The sequence below is a fragment of the Paenibacillus sp. 2TAB23 genome, from assembly GCF_052115165.1.
Classification (GTDB): Bacteria; Bacillota; Bacilli; order Paenibacillales; family Paenibacillaceae; genus Pristimantibacillus.
On record NZ_JBFRGD010000003.1, the window covers coordinates 71779 to 91645 of the forward strand.

26 protein-coding genes are annotated in these 19867 nt (G+C 47.2%); all 26 read right to left on the reverse strand.

The genetic code is table 11. The features are described 5' to 3' along the window. Positions 1–9: 9 nt before the first annotated feature. Positions 10–879, reverse strand: a complete 870-nt coding sequence (locus AB4Z29_RS05430; protein ID WP_441942078.1) for a heptaprenyl diphosphate synthase component 1 — start codon at positions 877–879, stop codon at positions 10–12. 121 nt (positions 880–1000) lie between these two features. Next, on the reverse strand, positions 1001–1579 hold the full coding sequence (locus AB4Z29_RS05435) for a hypothetical protein (protein WP_441942079.1): 579 nt from the start codon (positions 1577–1579) through the stop codon (positions 1001–1003). A gap of 155 nt (positions 1580–1734) precedes the next feature. After that, positions 1735–1956 carry a trp RNA-binding attenuation protein MtrB gene (mtrB, locus tag AB4Z29_RS05440; RefSeq protein WP_441942080.1) on the reverse strand — a complete coding sequence of 74 codons (222 nt, stop codon included), beginning with the start codon at positions 1954–1956 and terminating at the stop codon, positions 1735–1737. Positions 1957–2165: 209 nt separating this feature from the next. Next, positions 2166–2441, reverse strand: a complete 276-nt coding sequence (locus tag AB4Z29_RS05445) for an HU family DNA-binding protein (RefSeq protein WP_076336385.1) — start codon at positions 2439–2441, stop codon at positions 2166–2168. A 227-nt stretch (positions 2442–2668) separates the two neighbouring features. After that, a complete protein-coding gene (gene spoIVA / locus AB4Z29_RS05450; RefSeq protein ID WP_441942081.1) occupies positions 2669–4147 on the reverse strand; it encodes a stage IV sporulation protein A in 1479 nt (492 codons plus the stop codon). 297 nt (positions 4148–4444) lie between these two features. After that, complete coding sequence (locus tag AB4Z29_RS05455) at positions 4445–5167, reverse strand: hypothetical protein (protein WP_441942082.1); 723 nt, start codon at positions 5165–5167, stop codon at positions 4445–4447. Between the two features lie 74 nt (positions 5168–5241). After that, on the reverse strand, positions 5242–5589 hold the full coding sequence (locus AB4Z29_RS05460; RefSeq protein WP_441942083.1) for a 2Fe-2S iron-sulfur cluster-binding protein: 348 nt from the start codon (positions 5587–5589) through the stop codon (positions 5242–5244). 3 nt (positions 5590–5592) lie between these two features. Then, a complete protein-coding gene (locus AB4Z29_RS05465; protein ID WP_441942084.1) occupies positions 5593–6192 on the reverse strand; it encodes a hypothetical protein in 600 nt (199 codons plus the stop codon). A gap of 29 nt (positions 6193–6221) precedes the next feature. After that, complete coding sequence (locus tag AB4Z29_RS05470; RefSeq protein ID WP_441942085.1) at positions 6222–6518, reverse strand: 2Fe-2S iron-sulfur cluster-binding protein; 297 nt, start codon at positions 6516–6518, stop codon at positions 6222–6224. 55 nt (positions 6519–6573) lie between these two features. Next, positions 6574–6753, reverse strand: a complete 180-nt coding sequence (locus tag AB4Z29_RS05475; RefSeq protein WP_441942086.1) for a DUF2768 family protein — start codon at positions 6751–6753, stop codon at positions 6574–6576. A 334-nt stretch (positions 6754–7087) separates the two neighbouring features. Then, on the reverse strand, positions 7088–7363 hold the full coding sequence (locus AB4Z29_RS05480; RefSeq protein WP_441942087.1) for a stage VI sporulation protein F: 276 nt from the start codon (positions 7361–7363) through the stop codon (positions 7088–7090). An 81-nt stretch (positions 7364–7444) separates the two neighbouring features. Next, positions 7445–8476, reverse strand: coding sequence for an NAD(P)H-dependent glycerol-3-phosphate dehydrogenase (locus AB4Z29_RS05485; protein ID WP_441942089.1), 1032 nt, complete (start codon positions 8474–8476; stop codon positions 7445–7447). A 10-nt stretch (positions 8477–8486) separates the two neighbouring features. Further along, positions 8487–9083 carry a glycerol-3-phosphate 1-O-acyltransferase PlsY gene (gene plsY, locus AB4Z29_RS05490; protein WP_441942090.1) on the reverse strand — a complete coding sequence of 199 codons (597 nt, stop codon included), beginning with the start codon at positions 9081–9083 and terminating at the stop codon, positions 8487–8489. A gap of 12 nt (positions 9084–9095) precedes the next feature. Next, positions 9096–10418, reverse strand: a complete 1323-nt coding sequence (gene der, locus AB4Z29_RS05495; RefSeq protein ID WP_441942091.1) for a ribosome biogenesis GTPase Der — start codon at positions 10416–10418, stop codon at positions 9096–9098. 78 nt (positions 10419–10496) lie between these two features. Further along, entirely contained in the window at positions 10497–10676 is a 180-nt protein-coding gene (locus tag AB4Z29_RS05500) for a capping complex subunit for YIEGIA (RefSeq protein ID WP_441942092.1), read from the reverse strand. Continuing rightward, on the reverse strand, positions 10669–11586 hold the full coding sequence (locus tag AB4Z29_RS05505) for a YIEGIA family protein (RefSeq protein ID WP_441942093.1): 918 nt from the start codon (positions 11584–11586) through the stop codon (positions 10669–10671). The genes AB4Z29_RS05500 and AB4Z29_RS05505 overlap by 8 nt, the downstream gene beginning before the upstream one ends. Further along, positions 11586–12215 (reverse strand): YphA family membrane protein, encoded by a 630-nt coding sequence (locus AB4Z29_RS05510; RefSeq protein WP_441942094.1) that lies wholly within the window; start codon positions 12213–12215, stop codon positions 11586–11588. Before AB4Z29_RS05510 ends, AB4Z29_RS05505 begins: the two co-directional genes overlap by 1 nt. A gap of 111 nt (positions 12216–12326) precedes the next feature. Beyond that, positions 12327–13562: a 30S ribosomal protein S1 gene (gene rpsA / locus AB4Z29_RS05515; RefSeq protein WP_183567814.1), complete on the reverse strand. Its 1236-nt coding sequence runs from the start codon at positions 13560–13562 to the stop codon at positions 12327–12329. A gap of 81 nt (positions 13563–13643) precedes the next feature. Next, entirely contained in the window at positions 13644–14222 is a 579-nt protein-coding gene (locus AB4Z29_RS05520; RefSeq protein WP_441942095.1) for a lysophospholipid acyltransferase family protein, read from the reverse strand. A gap of 3 nt (positions 14223–14225) precedes the next feature. Beyond that, complete coding sequence (gene cmk / locus AB4Z29_RS05525) at positions 14226–14894, reverse strand: (d)CMP kinase (RefSeq protein ID WP_441942400.1); 669 nt, start codon at positions 14892–14894, stop codon at positions 14226–14228. A 171-nt stretch (positions 14895–15065) separates the two neighbouring features. Next, on the reverse strand, positions 15066–15263 hold the full coding sequence (locus AB4Z29_RS05530) for a hypothetical protein (protein WP_441942096.1): 198 nt from the start codon (positions 15261–15263) through the stop codon (positions 15066–15068). A 53-nt stretch (positions 15264–15316) separates the two neighbouring features. Continuing rightward, a complete protein-coding gene (locus tag AB4Z29_RS05535; RefSeq protein ID WP_441942097.1) occupies positions 15317–15970 on the reverse strand; it encodes a flagellar brake protein in 654 nt (217 codons plus the stop codon). A 60-nt stretch (positions 15971–16030) separates the two neighbouring features. After that, complete coding sequence (ypeB, locus tag AB4Z29_RS05540) at positions 16031–17386, reverse strand: germination protein YpeB (protein ID WP_441942098.1); 1356 nt, start codon at positions 17384–17386, stop codon at positions 16031–16033. Positions 17387–17592: 206 nt separating this feature from the next. Then, positions 17593–17754 carry a hypothetical protein gene (locus AB4Z29_RS05545; RefSeq protein WP_441942099.1) on the reverse strand — a complete coding sequence of 54 codons (162 nt, stop codon included), beginning with the start codon at positions 17752–17754 and terminating at the stop codon, positions 17593–17595. A 74-nt stretch (positions 17755–17828) separates the two neighbouring features. Continuing rightward, on the reverse strand, positions 17829–18524 hold the full coding sequence (prsW, locus tag AB4Z29_RS05550) for a glutamic-type intramembrane protease PrsW (protein ID WP_441942100.1): 696 nt from the start codon (positions 18522–18524) through the stop codon (positions 17829–17831). A gap of 15 nt (positions 18525–18539) precedes the next feature. Beyond that, positions 18540–19790 (reverse strand): Glu/Leu/Phe/Val family dehydrogenase, encoded by a 1251-nt coding sequence (locus AB4Z29_RS05555; RefSeq protein WP_441942101.1) that lies wholly within the window; start codon positions 19788–19790, stop codon positions 18540–18542. Positions 19791–19867: the final 77 nt, after the last annotated feature.

Sequence of the window (19867 nt, forward strand, 5' to 3'; positions counted from 1 at the left end):
TCGAGCTGTTCACCTCGTCTCGTTGAGTGCGGGCGTAAAATCGGTTTCCTCGAGCAGCAGACGATTGACGATGGCTGTAAGATCACCTTTCAGCTCGTCTGATTCCAACATTCCAGCAGCTGCTAGAACCTTGGTTGCCGATGCCTTCAGCTTTGCGTTAAGCTGGCTGCGCACCTTATATTTTTCCGCCAAACTTTGAATACATGCGTAATCATTTGAATGCTTTGATAATTGATGCCTTTCATCGTCTGTAGCGACCTGCATGACATGCCAATAAGACCAGCTTTGGTCGAACCGATCTACGCACTTGCTTCTTGCCAATTCATCCACCAATGCCTCGCATAAGCTTAGCCCGTTCAGAATTTCTGGCCAGACACGCAAAAGAGTCCCATCCAACAAATCCGTGAAAATGTGGAAGAGGGTGCTTTTTATAGGTACGGATAAGCTCAAATATTCATCAGCTGTCAGCTTATGCTGCCTCATTCGCACGTAAAGGTTAACCTTTAATCGGTTTACTTCACTCACAGCACTGCTAATCTTGGCAATCATGTCAATTTGGCCAGATTGGGCAAGCAGCTGGTAGAAGGTGGCGCTAAAATAGTCACCAGCCAGCACTTTAAGCTGCCTTGCTCGCATTTCCTTCTCAGAACGCTGATCTTGCCGTGTGTCGATCAAATCATGCGTATCCATTCCTAGCTGCACGAGAGATACGACGAGCGTGTAGAGCTCACTGTGTGTCTGTAACGACTTCTGCTGGTTTAGGAACGCATACAGCAAACGCAGCCTCGCATTCGCTAAATCAGGAAGAACAGCATGCTCTTGGATCATGTCATATTCTACATACTTTTTAGCTAATTCAGGTACACGGTATGTTTTCATTGGGGAAGCCTCCGAACAGAGAAGCGCAAATCGCCGCTCAATAATCTAAACTATTATAGCACAACTTATTTAAAGAGCATACGATATAGCTTTCTTGTTCAACAAATTGCAACAGACAGCCTTATTCCGATTGCAAAATGAAGGAAGGCTTAGCAGAATACAAAGCTACTGGTCCGAATCGTTTCTCCCAAGCCGAAGTGAAGCTCACCCGAAGCCGCTTCCGCCACAGCTCATCATGCACGGGATCTGCTGATGAGAGTTGCTGCATTTCACTGATGAGCCATTCGTCTGTTTTCCTAACATCGACTGCTGCCAGTAAAACCGCATCGTCTTGCTGCTTTTCTACCATTCGAATAAGTACGCGTTTTACGTTTTCAAGCTGCATGAAAGAGACGCGCACCAGCTTTTCCACGTCCTCAAACCAAAGCGAGGGTCTGCCGCTGTTCGGATCTACGCGCATATCCAAAGACAAAATCCCATTGCTCCATTCCGCTTTCTCGAGCCGTTCATTAAGCTTTACGGCAACGAGCACATCGACTAAATTGCTATTGGTTAGCCTCACCGCAGTCGATACGCGAAACACAGCCACATCCCCGCGCTTATCTCCTTGCTGCCACGATGCGTGCGGCAGCCACGTAAATATTAAAGTAACAGCCAGCGCAGCCGCAATTGCTGCCAGTAATGGTTTTCCGATCTTCAATCTGCACCTCCCATTGCTTGCACACCATTTTAAACGGTCTGCAAGGCTCTTGCTGTGACAAGTCCCTTATCACATTGTACGAGCGGTGCGGGTTGAATATTCGGAGCGTACGCAGACAAAAAAAAAGCAGGCATCGCCTGCTCTGCTTGATTATCTTACTGGTCCGTTTCCATCGTACCGTATTTCGTCATGACGACTGCTTTGCCGCGAATTTTAATGGCTGACGTATGATCAGTGAACTGGCAGATTAAAATTTCGTTCTTGTCCAGCTTTTCCGTATGATGAAATTTTGTGTCCATTCCGCGTGTCAAACCGATGACTTGCACGCCTTGATCCTTTGCTTTTACGACTATGTACTCACCATGTGTAGGCTCCATCGTTATCCCTCCGCATCCGAATTTCCAAGCTATCCATGTGAATTATAGTGTATGGAAGACGTTTGCGCAATCCATACGGCTTTGGCAGCTAACAAAAAATGCCCGAACGGTTACCCGCTCAGGCATCTTCTGCTCGAAATCTACGCGCGTTTTCATCTCAACCACTAGGATTGCTTCGGTTAGCTGCGCTTAATATCATCTAAGTATGCTTAATTGGATACAAGGTCCTTAAGTGATTTCCCCGGCTTGAACGCAGGCGTTTTGCTTGCTGCGATATCGATTGGGTCTCCAGTTTGCGGGTTGCGGCCTTTGCGTGCTTGGCGCTCGCGAACCTCAAAGTTTCCAAATCCAACCAATTGCACCTTATCTCCGCTTTGAAGCGCATCAGAAATTGCATCAAAAACAGCATCAACCGCTTTAGTTGCATCCTTCTTTGAAAGATCAGTCAACTCAGCTACCTTTGTAATCAAATCTGTTTTGTTCATTGTTTCACCTCCTCCAAAGTACTCATGGTCACTCCTGGAAAGCATGCGTGTAAACGCTCATCTTATCCCTCTTATTAACGGAAAACTTCAAAAATATACCTTTTGACCGAACAAACCTATAGTAATACAGCCGTTTGCCAATTTCAAGTGCCGAACTCGAATTCCTGCAAAACAAATGAGCCGCTCCCTAATCGGCAGCGGCTCATTTGAATTCACGTTATTTCTTCCTACAGGATGATCGCGATCAACCCGCCCGAGCCCTCGTTGATAATTCGTCCGAGTGTCTCCTGCAGCTTGTATCGAGCATTATCCGGCATCATGGCGATTTTGCCTTGAATGCCTTCACGCACAATGGAGTGCAGGGAGCGGCCGAAAATATCAGACTCCCAAATTTTGATCGGATCGTTCTCGAAATCCTGCATTAAGTATCTGACCAGCTCTTCGCTTTGTTTCTCCGTACCGATGATTGGAGCGAATTCCGACTCCACGTCGACACGAATCATATGGATGGACGGTGCTGTGGCCTTCAGTCTAACCCCAAAGCGCGAGCCTTGACGGATTAGCTCCGGCTCATCGAGTGCCATTTCCGCAAGTGTCGGCGCTGCTATGCCGTATCCGGTTGTCTTGACCATCTCAAGCGCTTCCGCAAAGCGGTCATATTCTCTTTTGGCATGAGAGAACTCCTGCATCAGCTGAAGCAAGTGGTCTTTACCGCGAATTTCAACGCCGACGACCTCCATCAGGATCCGGTCATAGAGCTCATCCGGTGCATACAGGTCGATTTCTGCAACGCCCTGCCCCATGTTCATGCCGCTAAGCCCAGCTCTAGCAATGAAATCATACTCCATGAACTGCGAAACGACTCGATCAACATCACGCAGTCTGCGGATATCCTTCACCGTATCGCGTACAGAGCTTTCATAGTTGCTGCGGAGCCAGTGATTGTCATTCAGCACCATGACCCAACTAGGCAGGTTCACGTTCACCTCATGGACAGGGAATTCGTAGAGCACTTCTCTAAGAACCGAGATGACCTCTTCTTCGCCCATTGTCGCTACGCTAAGCGTCATGACCGGAATATCGTATTTGGCTTGAAGCTCGTTGCGGAGCTGCAGCGCTTCGTCACCCTTAGGCCGAGTCGAGTTAATGACAAGCACGAACGGCTTGCCGACCTCCTTCAACTCGTTGATGACGCGTTCTTCTGCAACAACATAGGAGCTGCGCGGTATTTCTGCGATTGAGCCGTCTGTTGTGACAACAACACCGAGTGTGGAATGCTCTTGAATAACTTTGCGTGTGCCAATCTCCGCAGCTTCTTGGAAAGGAATCGGCTCATCGAACCAAGGAGTCGTAATCATTCTTGGACCGTTCTCATCCTCATAGCCCTTCGCGCCTTCAACCGCATATCCAACACAATCGACCAGTCTCACGTTTACCTCAAGTCCATCGGTAACCCTGAGCTGTACCGCTTGATTCGGAACAAATTTAGGCTCTGTTGTCATGATTGTTTTGCCTGCGGCGCTCTGAGGAAGTTCGTCCACGGCTCTGACACGGTCTGATTCATTTGCAATGTTCGGAAGCACGACCGTTTCCATAAACCGTTTAATAAACGTTGATTTGCCCGTCCGGACCGCCCCTACAACCCCGAGGTAAATATCCCCGCCAGTTCTTTCGGCTATGTCCTTGAAAATGTCCACTTTCTCCACTGAATATCCCCTCCCAATTGATTTTTCCGGTTCGCCGCCATCCACCGGTCAATAGGGCAGGCCAGCGACGCAACTCGTACATGCTTTTGGACTAGTATCATCATATGTGCGGGCTTTCCGATTATGACGATTCCTTCTACGAAAACTTTTTTTGTTCGTCTGCGGGCTTCCCTTCCAAGACTGAGTTATATGAGCAAAACTAAAAATCTATGACCCCGCATGGCAAAAAAATCCCCTTCTTGACTTGCGCCAAGGAGAGGATTCAGTGCGTAATGTCCATATTCAGGACATCTTTTATTATTTGACAGCCTGCGGCTCATTATTGACCAAATGGTAGATGGGAGCTTTGACTGGGACGAAATCTGATCCATCTACCAGCAGCGTGCGCAGGTCAAAATCCGCTGCAAACTCTTTTTGATCACTTTTCTGGATGAATTGCATGATGTCAATGCCGTAATCAGTGTAGACGACGCCATTCTCATCGACCAAGGCTTGAAGCGTCTGGCCTGAGAATACGCTTCGAATCGTCGGTGCTGACTTATTCATTTCTTTATAATTGATTTGATAAAAGCCAGGATAGGTTTGTTCCCCTTTTGGGAGCACGCTGTTCGTTTGAATGTATGACGTTACCCAGCCTTGAATATCATTGATATTCTGAAAAGCGACAATATCGAGCAGCTTCACTCTTGGCTTCGTTTCCTCGTCAATAAGAAGAAAGCTGAAGCTGCCTCCATTCTCGAATGCAGCCGAAGGAATATCGGTCAGATAGCCTGTCCGGCCAAGCTTGCCGAAATCAACATAAAACTTCTCATACTTTGGCGTTTCTGCCGTACTGTTCTTGATCGGCAGCATACCTGTTTCATCCTTGTACTGGTCAATTGCTGCTTGTACGTTGCGAACCGCTTCTTTCGGAGCGACCTGGTTTTGCTTGAGCTGATCCTTCGGATACATGCACCCTGATAATGCAATCAACATGACAATCGAGCCGGCCAGCATCGCCAAGCTTTTTTTATAATTCATTTTTTTACCTCCCCCTAGGTTTGTGTAACAAACCTACTTCGCAAGCGTAAGCCTAGGTTTGTGCAACAAACCTTTTACCATAAATCGTCGCTTTCCTCCGCTTGTCGCGCAAGCTGGCGTGCCACTGCCGCGCGCAGCGGGTCAAGTGGTACGTCTACCTCAACTTTGCCAGCGACCCTTGCTTGACAGGAAAGTCTGTAATCATCTCCGTCTAATCCTGATAGCTTTCGTCTTTCATTGTCTGCAATGGGAGCGAGCTCGCTCCCAGGACGCACGGAAACCTTGCACATGAAGCAAGCAGCCTTCCCCCCGCATCGCGTGCGAATCGGCACGTTAGCGCGTCTGGCGGCGTCTAGGAGCGTTGTGCCCCGCCTCACCTTCACAGTCTTTCCCGCCGGCCAAAAGGTAACCTCTCCATCCATCAGCTACTCACCGGCCTCTCGATTGGCTAGCAAACGTCGGAGGCTGTGCTTAGCCTCCTCCGTAAACGTATTGCTTTGCTCAATTGCTGCAAAAGCATGTAGATGCTTCTCAGGAGCTGCTGAGAAAGCTTTGACGATGAGCTCAACTCGGTCCATACGATCGCGCAGAAAATTAAACCATAGCTCATGCGCTAACGGCACAACCGGCAGTACCAACTCCATAACGTTTATATCAATCCAATCGGATAGCGGAAGCAGCGTCTCCCGCACTTTCGTTTCATAGACGCTGCCACCTGCTTCTACGCGGAATCCCCCAACCAGCTCAACCTGTACTCCCTTGATACGGTAACGGCTTAATACCGAACGGTACATGCCCGTCACGCTCAAGGTTGGCTTATCTACTGCATAAGGCTCGAGCGCTTTATGAATATTCGCTACATCTTGATCATCGCAATACAGATCCAAATCACGTGGCATTGCCGCAAGAGGCAGACCTCGCAGCATGAGACTTGCACTCCCACCGATTACCCAGCTTTCGGCGGTCGAATTGGTTGCTTGCCAAACGGCAGCCAGCGCGTGGTGAATGTTAACGTCCTGTGTCATCGCTGGCACTTCCTTCCACGTCGTACTTATCAAAAATATGGTTTGTTCGCAGCCGAAATATTCGCATCTGCGGTTTTAATGATGGCCTGGCAGCCTAAGCGGTAGCCTTCATCGAATTCCTCCGGCTCGAGACGGTCCCACTCTTCATCCGTGATGCCTTCCAACTGGTCAGCACCCTCTGTAACCAGGCAGCGGCAGCGAGCGCAGGTTCCGCGCGCGCAGGAGAAACTCCAGTCAACATTATGCTTCATCGCAAGATCAAGCAGTGAGAGTCCTGCTTCCGCTTCAACGACGGCTGTTTTGGTTCTACCCTTTAATTCAATCATTGTATGTGAAAATCTCCCTTTTCGTTAGTAATCTCCGAATTCTTATGTATAAGTGCTAAATGATTGATATTAATCCGCATATAAATCCAATGATTAAAATGAAAAAAGCAATAAGCGATAGGACAAATTTAAGAGCGCCCTTCGTTTTCAAACGAGCAAACGTAATTAAAAGGGCCGCAATCGCCATCATTCCAATGCCGAATAGCGAAACCCACATTTTTGTCATAGCATCCATAGTATTTCCAGTCTCCTAATCTATATCATAATGAATTCTCCCCATTATAACATTGCATAAGTAGAAACGCCTAACGGCGTCCTTTCTATAGACGCGCCATCGTTTCGGCGAAACGTATAGAGAAAGGATGACCAAACTCATATCCTTTCCTATACGTCAACGTGAAACGGCTATCGCCTTCCTTTGGCGGCGCGGCGCGTTTCATTCCAAGTACTATAGAAAATGTATAGCCTAACGGTTTATTTTCCTATATTTTTAAAAAAAAGGACAAAAGCTGACAGGACGCTGAACCGAATGCATGGTTCGGGACGCCTATCGCTTTTGTCGCAGCCATTTATTTCTTCATCATCATTTTCATGAGCGTTTCCATATTGCTAGAGCTCATTCYGCTTGCCTTTACGGCTTTAACGATATCATTGACTGTCGATTCGGCAACCTTAACCTTTGCCATTTCCGACACCTGCTTAATCAGCTTGCGAAGCTCAGCTTCGTCCTGCATCGTTTCTGATGTTACACCGCTGGCCAGCTTTTTAACTGAGCTCTCGGAAATTGTCTTGCCGGTTTTTTTGTTAATTGAACTGAGAATATCTTTGGAGAAATCCTTCGCCATACCTTACACCTCCAGGATGCGCAAGTGTCTTGCTCCATGCATCATATGAGAAGGCGTTAGGTTTGGTGTAGGCGCTGGTCCCTAGCCCAGATCCTCAATTTCATGCGTGCGAAGTCTGCCCATTAGATGTTCAACCGCAGTCCGAGGTGATTTATTCGCGAATAGAACCTCATACAGCTGAAAGGTAATCGGCATTTCCACATCGTATTCCTTAGCCAAATCATAGGCTGCTCGCGTCGTTTTCACACCTTCCACGACCATGCCCATCTTGCTAAGCACGTCTTCAAGCGGTGTACCGTCAGCAAGCATATAGCCCGCACGCCAGTTTCGGCTGTGTTTGCTTGTGCAGGTAACCACTAGATCTCCAACGCCAGCAAGACCGGCAAAAGTAAGCGGACTAGCACCCATTGCGGTACCAAGCCTGCTAATCTCGGCAAGTCCCCGCGTTAGCAGCGCTGCTTTCGCATTATCTCCGAATTGCAAGCCGTCTGTCAGTCCTGCCCCTAAAGCAATAATGTTCTTGATCGCACCGGCAACCTCGACGCCAACAACGTCCGGATTCGTGTAAACCCGGAAGTCCGTATTCATTAGTGCATCCTGTGCTTTCTCTGCAGACACCATGCTGGCAGATGCAACAACGACGGTCGTTGGCTGCTTCAGAATCACTTCTTCAGCGTGACTTGGGCCTGAGAGAACGACTAACTGCTCCTGCGAGCGTCCTAGCTCTTCTGAGAGTACGGTTGTCATCCTCTTCAACGAAGTCGTCTCAAACCCCTTCGTTGCATGCACGACGAGCGTATCATCCGACAAATGTACAGCCGCCTGCTTCGCTACCTCACGCATTGCACCGGAAGGCGCAACGAATAAAGCCAGCTCTGCATGCTGAAGTGCAAATTCCATGTCTGTGGTCGCATGAATACGCGCAGGAAGCTTTACTCCCGGCAAAAACTTACTGTTCATGCGGTTTTGGTTGATATCTTCTGCTTGTTCCGCGCTTCTTGTCCACAACTTCACTTGATAGCCGTTACAAGCAAGCACTGATGCTAGTGCGGTTCCCCAGCTGCCCGCTACAAGCACCGCTGCGAACTTTGATGTCTCCCCTAGCTGATTCATGCAACGCTCACTATCCTTTCTTCGCACCTAGCTTGTTTTCCGTTCCTTGAAGCAGCTTTACAATATTCGACCGATGACGGACGAAAGCAAAGATACAGATCAGAAGACTTGCACATAACAACGGTACTGAAAAATAAAATATGGATATGAATAATGGCGTTAATGCCGCAAACAAAAGTGAGCCTAACGAAACATAACGAGTTAATGCAATTGAGGCGATCGCAACAGCTCCTGCACACAGTGCAGGTACGAATGCAAGTGTCGCAATAACGCCAACCGTTGTCGCGATGCCCTTTCCGCCTTTGAATCGGAACCAAATCGGCCAGTTATGACCAATAATGGCCGCTAATCCGCACAGAACGGGTATCCAGTCATTTTCTCCGAGCGCATGACCAATCCAAACAGCCGCTACGCCTTTCGCAATATCAAGCACAAATACGAGTATGCCCGGCCCTTTGCCGAGCACCCGCAATGTGTTGGTAGCGCCGGCGTTGCCGCTGCCGTGCTGACGGATATCAATGCCTTTAACCCATTTTGCTATAACGATGCTAAATGAAACCGAACCTAATAAATAGCTTAAAGCAACCGCAATTACTCCATATAACAAGCTACTTCTCCCCTAATCTTCTTCGGACTTACGACGCGAGAATATTCGTATTGGCGTCCCCTCAAAATTAAACGCAGCGCGAATTTTGTTTTCCAAATAACGTTCGTACGAGAAATGCATAATCTCCGGATCATTGACGAAAACAACAATCGTAGGAGGCTTAATCGCAACTTGAGTCACGTAATTAATGCGCAGACGCTTTCCTTTGTCGGACGGAGGCGGATTGATCGCCACTGCATCAGAGATGACATCATTAAGCAGATGCGTTTGAATGCGCATCGCGTGCTGTTCAGAAACATGCTTAACAACCGGCAGCAGCTTTTGTAAGCGCTGTTTAGTCAACGCAGAAAGATAAGCGATTGGAGCATAAGACATGAACAAGAAATGATCACGGATGCTTTGCGAGAACAACTGCATAGTCTTCTCGTCCTTATCAACGACATCCCACTTGTTAACGACAAATATCGATGCTTTACCCGCTTCATGGGCATAGCCGGCGATATGCTTGTCCTGTTCGATAATGCCTTCTTCTCCGTTGATCAGAACAAGAACAACATCAGCGCGTTCAATGGCTTTCATCGCACGCATGACGCTATATTTCTCGGTAGATTCATACACCTTGCCGCGTTTGCGCATACCAGCCGTGTCTATTAGCACGTAACGCTGGCCATCGCGTTCGAAAGGCGTATCGATTGCATCTCGCGTTGTGCCTGCTACGTCGCTGACAATAACCCGGTCTTCGCCAAGCAGCGCATTCACGAGTGATGATTTACCAACGTTAGGCCGGCCGATTAATGCTACACGAATAACATCCTCGTCATAGCCATCATCCGTTTGCTCCGGCAGCAATGCAACTGCGGCGTCCAGCAGATCTCCGATGCCTAGTCCATGCGAGCCCGAGATTGCGATCGGTTCACCGAAACCCAAACCATAAAACTCATAAACCTCGTCCATTCGGCCTTGGTTGTCCACTTTATTCACAGCAAGCACTACAGGCTTTCCTGAACGGAAAAGCATTTGTGCGACTTCATCATCTGCATGTGTTAATCCGGATTTGGCATCGGCCATAAAAATAATCACATCTGCTTCTTCAATGGCAAGCTCAGCCTGCATACGTACAGATTTCATGATTTCATCTTCGCCGTCAATTTCAATACCGCCGGTATCAATAATGCTAAACGGTTTGCCATTCCACTCTCCGGTGCCGTACAACCTGTCACGAGTGACTCCCGGTTTATCCTCAACAATTGCTAGACGGTCGCCGATGACCCGATTGAAAATGGTGGATTTACCCACGTTCGGACGACCGACGATAGCGATAACGGGTCTTGCCATAGTTTGTTTTCCACTCCTTCAAAAATACTCACGTTAACCATCATAGCAAAAAAGTGCGTTCTTGGCTAACTTTTCATATTACTTGTGATTGACCAATATAATTGTGCCGTTCTTCAAATCATGCGCGCTGGCATCCAATATCTTCTCAAGCAGAAATGCTGTTTTCTCCAGCTTGTCTTTCGACTCTTCAATAAAAATGGGAGCTCCGCCCCCGACTGCCCCGAAATGCATAGCCACTATTGCGACGATTTTAGCCATTTTCACCAGCCTCCTTTTTGTTGACAGAAGCTTCTGTAGGCATACGCACAGCAGACTCCAATATAGGCACTCTCATTATGACTTTCTTGCCTTTCTCCGCATCCATCTCCTGCGGCAAAATAAACACAGCCAAGCGCCCATCCTTCATATCCAGCTTGGCCATGGGAATTAGCGCCGGCTCGCCATCGTCACGGTATACGCCTAATATCGTTGCCATATCATAAAGGATAGCCTGACGCTGTCCGAGATTGCTTATCGTAACTTTTCCGTTTGAATTGTACGGCGTAAGTATGAAGCCCATGCCTCGTTCCGCGATAATGTCTTGATTGGCCTTCAAACCAACATTCATTATGTAGATGTCGTCTACGAACAAATCAGGACCATCGACCTTCACCGCAGCAGTTTGTACGGCAGCAATATGCGACATTGCTTTTCCCGATTTCAGCTTCTCTACCAGTACCAAGGAAAGCAAGCCGGCAACAATGCCTACCCAAACATTTAATATGACGGCGAACAAACTCGTTAATAAAGCAGTCATAATAACTAAGTAATTACGTCCTTCAAACACCATCGCAATCCCTTCGATATAAGTCGAGCCTCTGCTGACCAGCTCCATGCTGTCGATTTTGGTCAACGTTTCTCTTTCCATTTTACGAACATCTCTGAATTGCTGCGCGGCAAGCGAGAGAAAAGTAATAGCCGTATAGTCTTTGTTGAATAAAGCAGGTGCAGCCACAGCTCCGAGCGCTGCAGCAATTACACCTAATGAAATGTGAATGATTCGCCCATGCGGGTATGTCGGATATTGTCGATAATCCGTTCTAAGCATGAGCAAGCGGGAAATAATCCCAAAGGCGATCCCTAGCAGAACACCGACTAAAAACTTATTCTGGATGAGATAGTGCTGCATTATGATGAGCGCCCTCCTCTAATTTGCCATAACATTTCCTGCAATTTCGTGCCTGCAACACGAAGCGCCTTTAGCAATATGCTGAAAATCCTTGCCGTTGCAAAAGCAATCCAGAAGCTATCCCACCACCTGAGCTCTCCAATATAGCCCATATACCCGCCGGTCTGTAAAAAAGCGTTAAAGATTTCACCAATAACGGCTCCACCAGAGATCATAGCAAATTGTTGATTAGCTTTAGACGCAAAGGCGCCGCAAAACAATCCTGCGAGTAAGGGAGCATCCCAATTCGGGTTTATCCAATAAAAAACGGGATCGTAGCTGTACATTTTACGAACGAATCCCCAGATTACTGCAATCATCAGCATACATACGAGTAAATAAGTCACGTGTCCCCAGCTTTCTGTACCGTTGTAAAGTGACGATAAGGCCAAAAACAGCAGTACGCAGACACCCACATGAATTTCAATGCCGAATACGTGAAAAGGCAAAAGCCATAAAGACGATGCAAGCGCAATGACCATAGAAATAACAGCTGCAACCATCATTCGACGGCTAATATCAGGAGCTACATAGTCCTTCCAGCCTGTTGCCATGAGTATGATCATGATTAATACGATCCATATAGCCATAAAACCAGGATTCACCTTATCTCACCTCTCGTAAACCCTATTATGCACCAATAAAAAGGAGCTATTCCTGCGATATTTCGCAGGAATAGCTCCTTTGGCATAAATTAAAAATTATTTAAGGTTTTTTAGCTTGTCGCCGAAACGTTCAGCAAGTGAGTAGCTCATGCTCTCGTTGCTCAAGCTAACGTTTGGATTGTCGATTTTCTCGATTTTTGGCGAACGAGGAGCACGATCAGGTCTAGCGCTAGGAGCCGCTTGCTCTGGTGCTTCTTCTGTTTCTTTAATGCTAAGGCTAACGCGTTTCTCGGAAGGATTGAAGTCAAGAACTTTCGCTTGAACTTCTTGGCCTTCTTGAAGAACCTCGTTAGGCGTAGCGATATGACGATGTGCGATTTGGGAGATGTGAACAAGACCTTCCACGCCTGGAGCGATTTCAACGAAAGCGCCGAATGGTACTAGGCGACGAACTGTACCTGTAACGATATCGCCAATCGCGAATTGAGCGCCTGCAGTATCCCAAGGACCTGGTTGCGCAGCTTTCAAGCTGAGGCTAATTTTGCCTGCAGCCGGATCTACTTTAAGTACTTTAACGCGAACCGCTTGGCCTTCTGCTACAACATCCTTCGGGTGTGCAACATGCTGCCATGATAGCTCGGAAACGTGTACAAGGCCGTCGATGCCGCCGATGTCTACGAATGCGCCGAACGGAGTAAGGCGTTGAACCGTACCATCAAGCTCTTGACCTACTTCAAGTGCAGCAATCACTTGCTTTTTGCTTTGCTCGAATTCCCCATCAAGCACTTCTTTTTGGGAAAGAATAACTTTGTTGTTCTCGCGGTCGATTTCTTTAACCTTCACGCGAAGCGTGCGGCCTTTGTAATCGGAGAAATCTTCAACAAAATGACGCTCAACCATAGAAGCAGGAATAAAACCGCGAACGCCAACATCAGCTACAAGTCCGCCTTTAACTACGTCTGCAACGGCAACTTCGAATACTTCGCCGCTTTCAAAGCGCTGCTCAAGAACATCCCAAGCTTTCTCGCCGTCGACTTGACGTTTCGAAAGAACAAGCTTTTCTTTCTCATCATCAATGCTGACTACTTTAAGCTCTACCTCTTGACCGATTTGAACAGCGTCCGTAGCGTTCTCAATCTGCACAGCAGAAAGCTCACGAATCGGAATAACACCGTCATATTTATATCCAAGGCTTACATAAGCTTGGTTATCTTCGATTTTGACGATTGTACCTTTAACGGAATCGCCTTTTTTCAAAGACACGAAATTATCCAAAGCGTCTTGGCTTACTTCTTCCGCCACGGATTCTTGCACATTAGTTTCTTCTGACATTGAAATAACCTCCTCAGTTCATACCCCAACTTTATTTAAATCCGCAGGCGCCTAGAGCGAATGCAGCATTTAAAACATACATTAACGATTGTTTGCAGCTAACTCGCGAATGCGAGCCATAATGGCATCTGTTACTTGTTCTAGCATATCAGGTGATGATTCTTCAATAAGTGCAGTAAGATCAACAGGCTTGCCGTAACATACGATAATTTTGCTAAAAGGTTTATACTTTCCGACAATAGCAACTGGTACTACAGCAGCTCCGCTGCGAACGGCAATCATAGCTGCGCCTTTCTTAGCCGCTCCAGATTGGTTGTTGCGCGATCCTTCTGGGAAAATCCCCATTACATTGCCTTCTTTTAGCAGAGAAATCGCAGATTTGATAGCATCCTTGCTCACGCCCCCGCGTTTCACAGGGAATGCGCCAAACGCACGAATGAGAGATCCGAACACCGGAACTTTGAACAATTCCTCTTTCGCCATGAAATATACTTTGCGCTTTACCTTGACACCAACTGTAGGAGGATCAAAGTTGCTCAAGTGATTCGAGGCAAGTACGACCGGGCCTGAAGTCGGAATATTCTCCGTTCCTCTAGCTTCCAATCGGAAAAGGAGCGTGTAAATGACACGCAATAGAAACCGGAAAATAAGGTATAACATAGTTTACTTCGCCTCCGCCAATTTGGTTCGGCTTAATTTCACAATTGCATGAATGACTTCATCAATTGTCATGGCGGTGCTGTCGAGTACAATCGCGTCCGGCGCACAAATAAGCGGCGAAATTTCGCGTTGCTCGTCCAAGCGGTCTCGCTCGGCGATCTCGGATTCGAGCTGTGCAAGTGTAATGCTTTGAGAGTCCACTATTTCACGGTAACGGCGAAGTGCCCGTTCCTTAACGGATGCAGTTAAGAAAATCTTCAGCTCCGCTTGCGGCAGTACGTGTGAACCGATATCTCTGCCGTCCATTACGACGCCCTTGCGTTCAGCGAGCTTGCGCTGCATGATGCCAAGAACTTCACGAACGGTTTCATTCGCGGCGATGTGAGAAACCTGAAGCGTTACCTCGCGCGTGCGAATCAATGCGGTTACGTCTTCGCCATTCACAAAAACGGACTGACCTTGCTCGCCTGGCTCTAGCTCAATCTCCAACGATTTTACTAAATCCGCTAGCTTGGCTGTTTGCTCAACCGTTACTCTTGCCCGCTGCGCCATGAGTGTTACAGCCCGGTACATAGAGCCCGTGTCAATATACACATATCCAAGCTGTTCGGCGACTTTCCGTGCAACCGAGCTCTTGCCCGCGCCTGCCGGCCCGTCAATCGCAATGATCATACGGTCATTGTCACCTTCGTGATGCACCACCTAAGGTCAACCCCCTTTTAGTAGAGACGGCTGGCCGAATGCATGTAAGAATGCGACGCAAACCTCTCAAGAAAAAAGCAGGCTTTGCCTGCGAACGTGAAAATTATACCACACTATATCCGTAGATGCAAAAGCGGAGCGTTAGTTCAAGCGGACTCCTTCCCGCTGATCTACGCCCGTTAGCCATTGCCGAACAGCATGATTTTGCAGTGCTGCTTGCGAACATACCAATAAAATAACAAGCATAATAATGATTTTTCGTAATACAGCACTAACCTCATCCGTTAGCTTAATCATCGCGTCGGTATTCTTTTTGCGAAAAAACCATTTTTTCAGCATACGGAAACTAACCCCCTGTTCCTGGCTAGTTTTCCATAACTTTCAAAAATTATTCATCGGTTTCGGAATTCAAGTTGTTTCTCAAAACAAAAGCGGATTACCTTCTGCCGTTCTGAATCATTAATGCTCACGTATTTGATCATCGCTTGTTTTCTGCCGGATTCCAGATCGACTACACGAACGACCTCCCCTTTGAAAAAAGCATGATCAATGCTTCCGTTCTTATATGGAACCAAAAGCCAGCAATCCAGCAGCTGTTCAGAGGCGAGCTGCCATTTCCCATCGCATATCAATGAGATTCCTCCGCCGCCAACATCGTCCGTTTCGCATACGAACCTCAAATTGCCTTGTGTTTTAATCGCTATTTCAAGTTCTGCAGGCACGCGTAAAAAACTGCGGCGCTGCACCTTCGTAATCCGATCAAGCTCCGGCTTGCGGATCTTGATGAGTTTGACGCCATCCTCTACAAATCCGAGCACATGGGAATCGAAAAAGTTTTTGATTCCATCCTCCGTTACGAAATAAACGGATAGCTCGTCACCAAGAAACAGCCTCTTGTAGCGGCCCGTTTTCTCACTTATCGGAACTTCAATTAAGAAACCATCCTCTTGCTCATCCGCAATACGCGATTTGTATTCAATAGAAGCTTCCTCTTCGTCCGAAGAAGCAATCTGAAAATGCAGCATCTGGTTCATTTTAGGCAACAAATTGGCTCCCCCCCATTATACATGCCATTATAGCACGTCGAATTGAGGGGAGCCATATCGTTATTTGTCGGAAGCTGCCTTGGAATCATAAGGAGACATTTCCTCAATCGATTCTTCTAAGCCTGTCTCGGAATTGATGTAAATACGGTACAACGAACCATTGATTCTTCCGCTATATTCGTAACACAAAACCTCTTCGCCCAAATCATTGTCAATCAAGGCCAATAGCTCTGATTGTACCTTCATCTCCGGGTTAAGCGCCTTCCTTGCCTCTGCCTTCGAAATAATCGGACTTGGCAGCTTTCGTTTGTGATGCTCAAAAACGTAGTCATTCGCTTGCAGTCCGACCGTTTGGCCATTATCCAATGCGACCTTTACCGTCAGCTTATCCGGATATATGAGAACTCCGCTTTGAACGCTAACGTAGGTGAATGCTCCCATATTGCTATGCACATCGTAGCTTACAGCCTTCATATTGGAAAAGCCATGCTTATCCAAAAATGAATCGGCAGACGCTTTAGCTTTCTCTAGATCAATCTTTTTTTCGCCAATATCGCGTGAATTCATAAACCAAATGAGCTGTCCGCCTTTTTGTGTAAAGTCCATCTGCAGCTTTTGGTCCTTGCTTTCATTCACTGTTGCGGAATAAGATGCGTATTCGGTGCCCTTCGCATTTTCGACAATACGAATATCGGCATTTGGTTTGTTAGTAAATGTAGCTGCTAGCTTCTTCACCTGTTCTGCCGTAACCAAATTGCCGCCCAGCATTTTTATCGTCCGTTTTTGATACATGCTGCTTACGGATGGGCCCCAGTTGATCTCTGGATATTCGCTTACTTTTTTATCCACCGTCTTAAAGCCGTCCACGATCGTATTGTCGTTGTTCTCCTTCTCCGAAGCAAGGGCAATCTCCACATCCATCCATCGTAGATTGTTTGCCAGCACTTCCTTCTGCATGCCGCTTAGATCCTTGGATATTTGCTCCGAGTTCGCGTACAGCGTCTTCATTGTTTTAAACTCGTCTTGCGTGAGCGGCTGCTTTGTTAAATCTCGAACTGCCGTTTTGTACGCGAAGTTGGCTATGCGCGATAAGAAATCCTCCGCCTCATTAAAGGGAAGCAGCGTTAATGGAAGCTGATTGATTTCATTCTGAGCCTGACTCGTTAAGCGCCATACGTTAACCAGTCCTTTTCGGTGATAGCTTTGCGAGGTCGAGTTCACTGCCAGTGTCGTGCCAAGCTGCTGGTGAAGCTGCTCCACATGGAAAGTTAAATCATGAAAGGCGCGTTGATATTGATTTTCCGCTTTGATCAATATCGAGTTTTTCTCTTGATGCTCTTGGTAGCCCCAATAGATTGCGCCGATGAACAGTAAGGACATAAAGGGAAAGAGGATTGAGCTAAGTCGATGGTACATAATACAAAAGCTCCTTTCTTGTGCAAAACCTGGTTTTAGTTTGGTTTGCCCAAGGGAGCTTTATGCATCCATCTATATAATTGTAACAGCATCCTTTTGTTTCCTAAGGCGAGGCGTCTATCGCCGTCCTTTGAAAGCGCGGCGCGTTTCATTCCGAGAAATATAATATAGAGAATTTATAGCCAAAGGCGATGCATTCCTATATTTTAAAAAACGCTATGCTCTTCAATATCAAGATCATTGGCGTTGTTGCAAATGCATTGCTTAAAGCCGGTATCAATCATGCCCTTGTCTCGCCGTCCGCGCAGGACAAACTTTTCTCCGCACATATTGCACCGGATTGTCACTTTAATTCTGGCAGCCTCCATAAGCTCCTCCTCAGCCATTATTCGAATGCCATTCGCAAAGGCATTTCTATATAATGTCAGTATAGACGGATCAGCTATAGTTTAATCTCATCTTCCCGGACCAAAAATCGAAATGGAGAGCGTGAGTTGGCATGATTCATTTTACGAAGCCCCCATACCCATAACCCAATCATAAAGGGAATAATGAACCACATCCAATTCGTACGAACGGTGATCATGATCCAATCGTACGTGCCGTGCAGAAGAATGGGCAGCAGCAACGAAATCGCCAAGAAATAATTTCTTTTGTTCGCCGGAGCGAATTTCGCTTTGCCCAAGTAGTAGCCCATCATGACTCCAAACAAGGCATGGCCTGATACAGGCAACAGCGCCCTAACGAGAAGCGTGCCAAAGGTCGCAGGCGAATATATCGCATACAGCACATTCTCCAGCGTTGCGAAGCCAAGTGATATCGAGGAAGCATATACGATTCCATCGTACGGTTCATCAAATTCCGTATGATTGTATATGACATGGTACAGCACGAACCATTTTACCAATTCCTCTACTCCAGCCGATTCTCCAAATGCAAACACGAGTGGATGATCTCCTAGCCATAACTGAAGGCCGCGTTGGATAACCATAATGGGGACAACGACAAGAATACCAAGCACGAACATCCTAGCAACCATGTGTATAGGCTCGGCTTCGTAACGGTCCCTCAAATATAAATAAGTGAGCAGCGATACGCCTGGCGCTACCGCTGCGGTCAATACGGAGAGAAACAGCATTTAGTCCCTACTTTCTTACACCCAGCCTCGAAAGCGTACCGCTTCGGCTAATTTGCGAACTCCCGCCATATAAGCCGCGAGCCGCATATCAACCTTCCGGGTGCGGTGTATTTCATACACTTGATTAAAACCTCGTATCATCATGAGCATCAGCTTGTCATCCACCTCTTGCTCATCCCAATAATAGCCTTGATTGTTCTGAACCCATTCGAAGTAGGATACGATAACTCCTCCGCTGCTTGCAAGAACATCCGGGATGAGAAGCACGCCTCTGTCGGACAATATTTTTGTTGCCTCAAGTGTTGTTGGACCATTCGCTGCCTCCACGACAATAGAAGCTCGTATTAGAGATGCGTTTTGATCCGTAATTTGATTCTCAATTGCTGCTGGCACGAGTACATCACAATCGAGCTCTAGCAATTGTTCATTCGTAATCGTTTGGCTGAATAAATTCGTTACATTGCCGAAGGAATCCCTTCGATCGAGCAGATATTCAATATCCAGCCCCTCTTCATTATACAACGCCCCGTTCACATCGGAAATACCTATCACGCGCGCACCTGCCTCATGCATGAATTTGGCAAGGTAGCTTCCGGCATTCCCGAACCCTTGAATGACAATTCGCGCATTCTTCATTACGATCTGCTTAATGCGCAGCGCCTCTTGAATCATGATTACAACTCCGCGCGCTGTCGCGGTCTCGCGTCCCTTGGAACCGCCAAGCACCAAAGGTTTTCCTGTAATGAAGCCAGGAGAATCAAATTCCCGAATCCGACTATACTCGTCCATCATCCAAGCCATAATCTGCGAATTGGTCATAACATCCGGCGCTGGAATATCTTTGTTCGGGCCTACGATTTGACTCACCGCACGGACATACCCTCGACTCAAGCGTTCAATTTCCCTGAATGACATGTTGCGAGGATCGCAAATGACGCCTCCTTTGCCTCCGCCATAAGGCAAATCTGCGATTCCGCATTTTAAGCTCATCCAAATCGATAAAGCCTTTACTTCGTTCTCAGTAACGTCTGGATGAAACCGAACGCCCCCTTTGGTCGGTCCGACTGCATCATTATGCTGGGAGCGATAACCTGTAAAAACCTTTGTTGTTCCATCGTCCATCCTCACTGGAATCCGCACGGTTAGCAGCCTTAGCGGCTCCTTCAATAGGTCAATCATATCCTGATCATAGCCAAGCCTGCGAAGCGCTTGTTCAATTACGATTTGAGTAGAATGCAACACATCGTTTGCTTTATTATTACTCATTCCATTCACCGCCTTTGTCTACATCTAATATGAACGCCTTTCCCTTGCGGTATTCCATTAATAGGACATTTACAAAG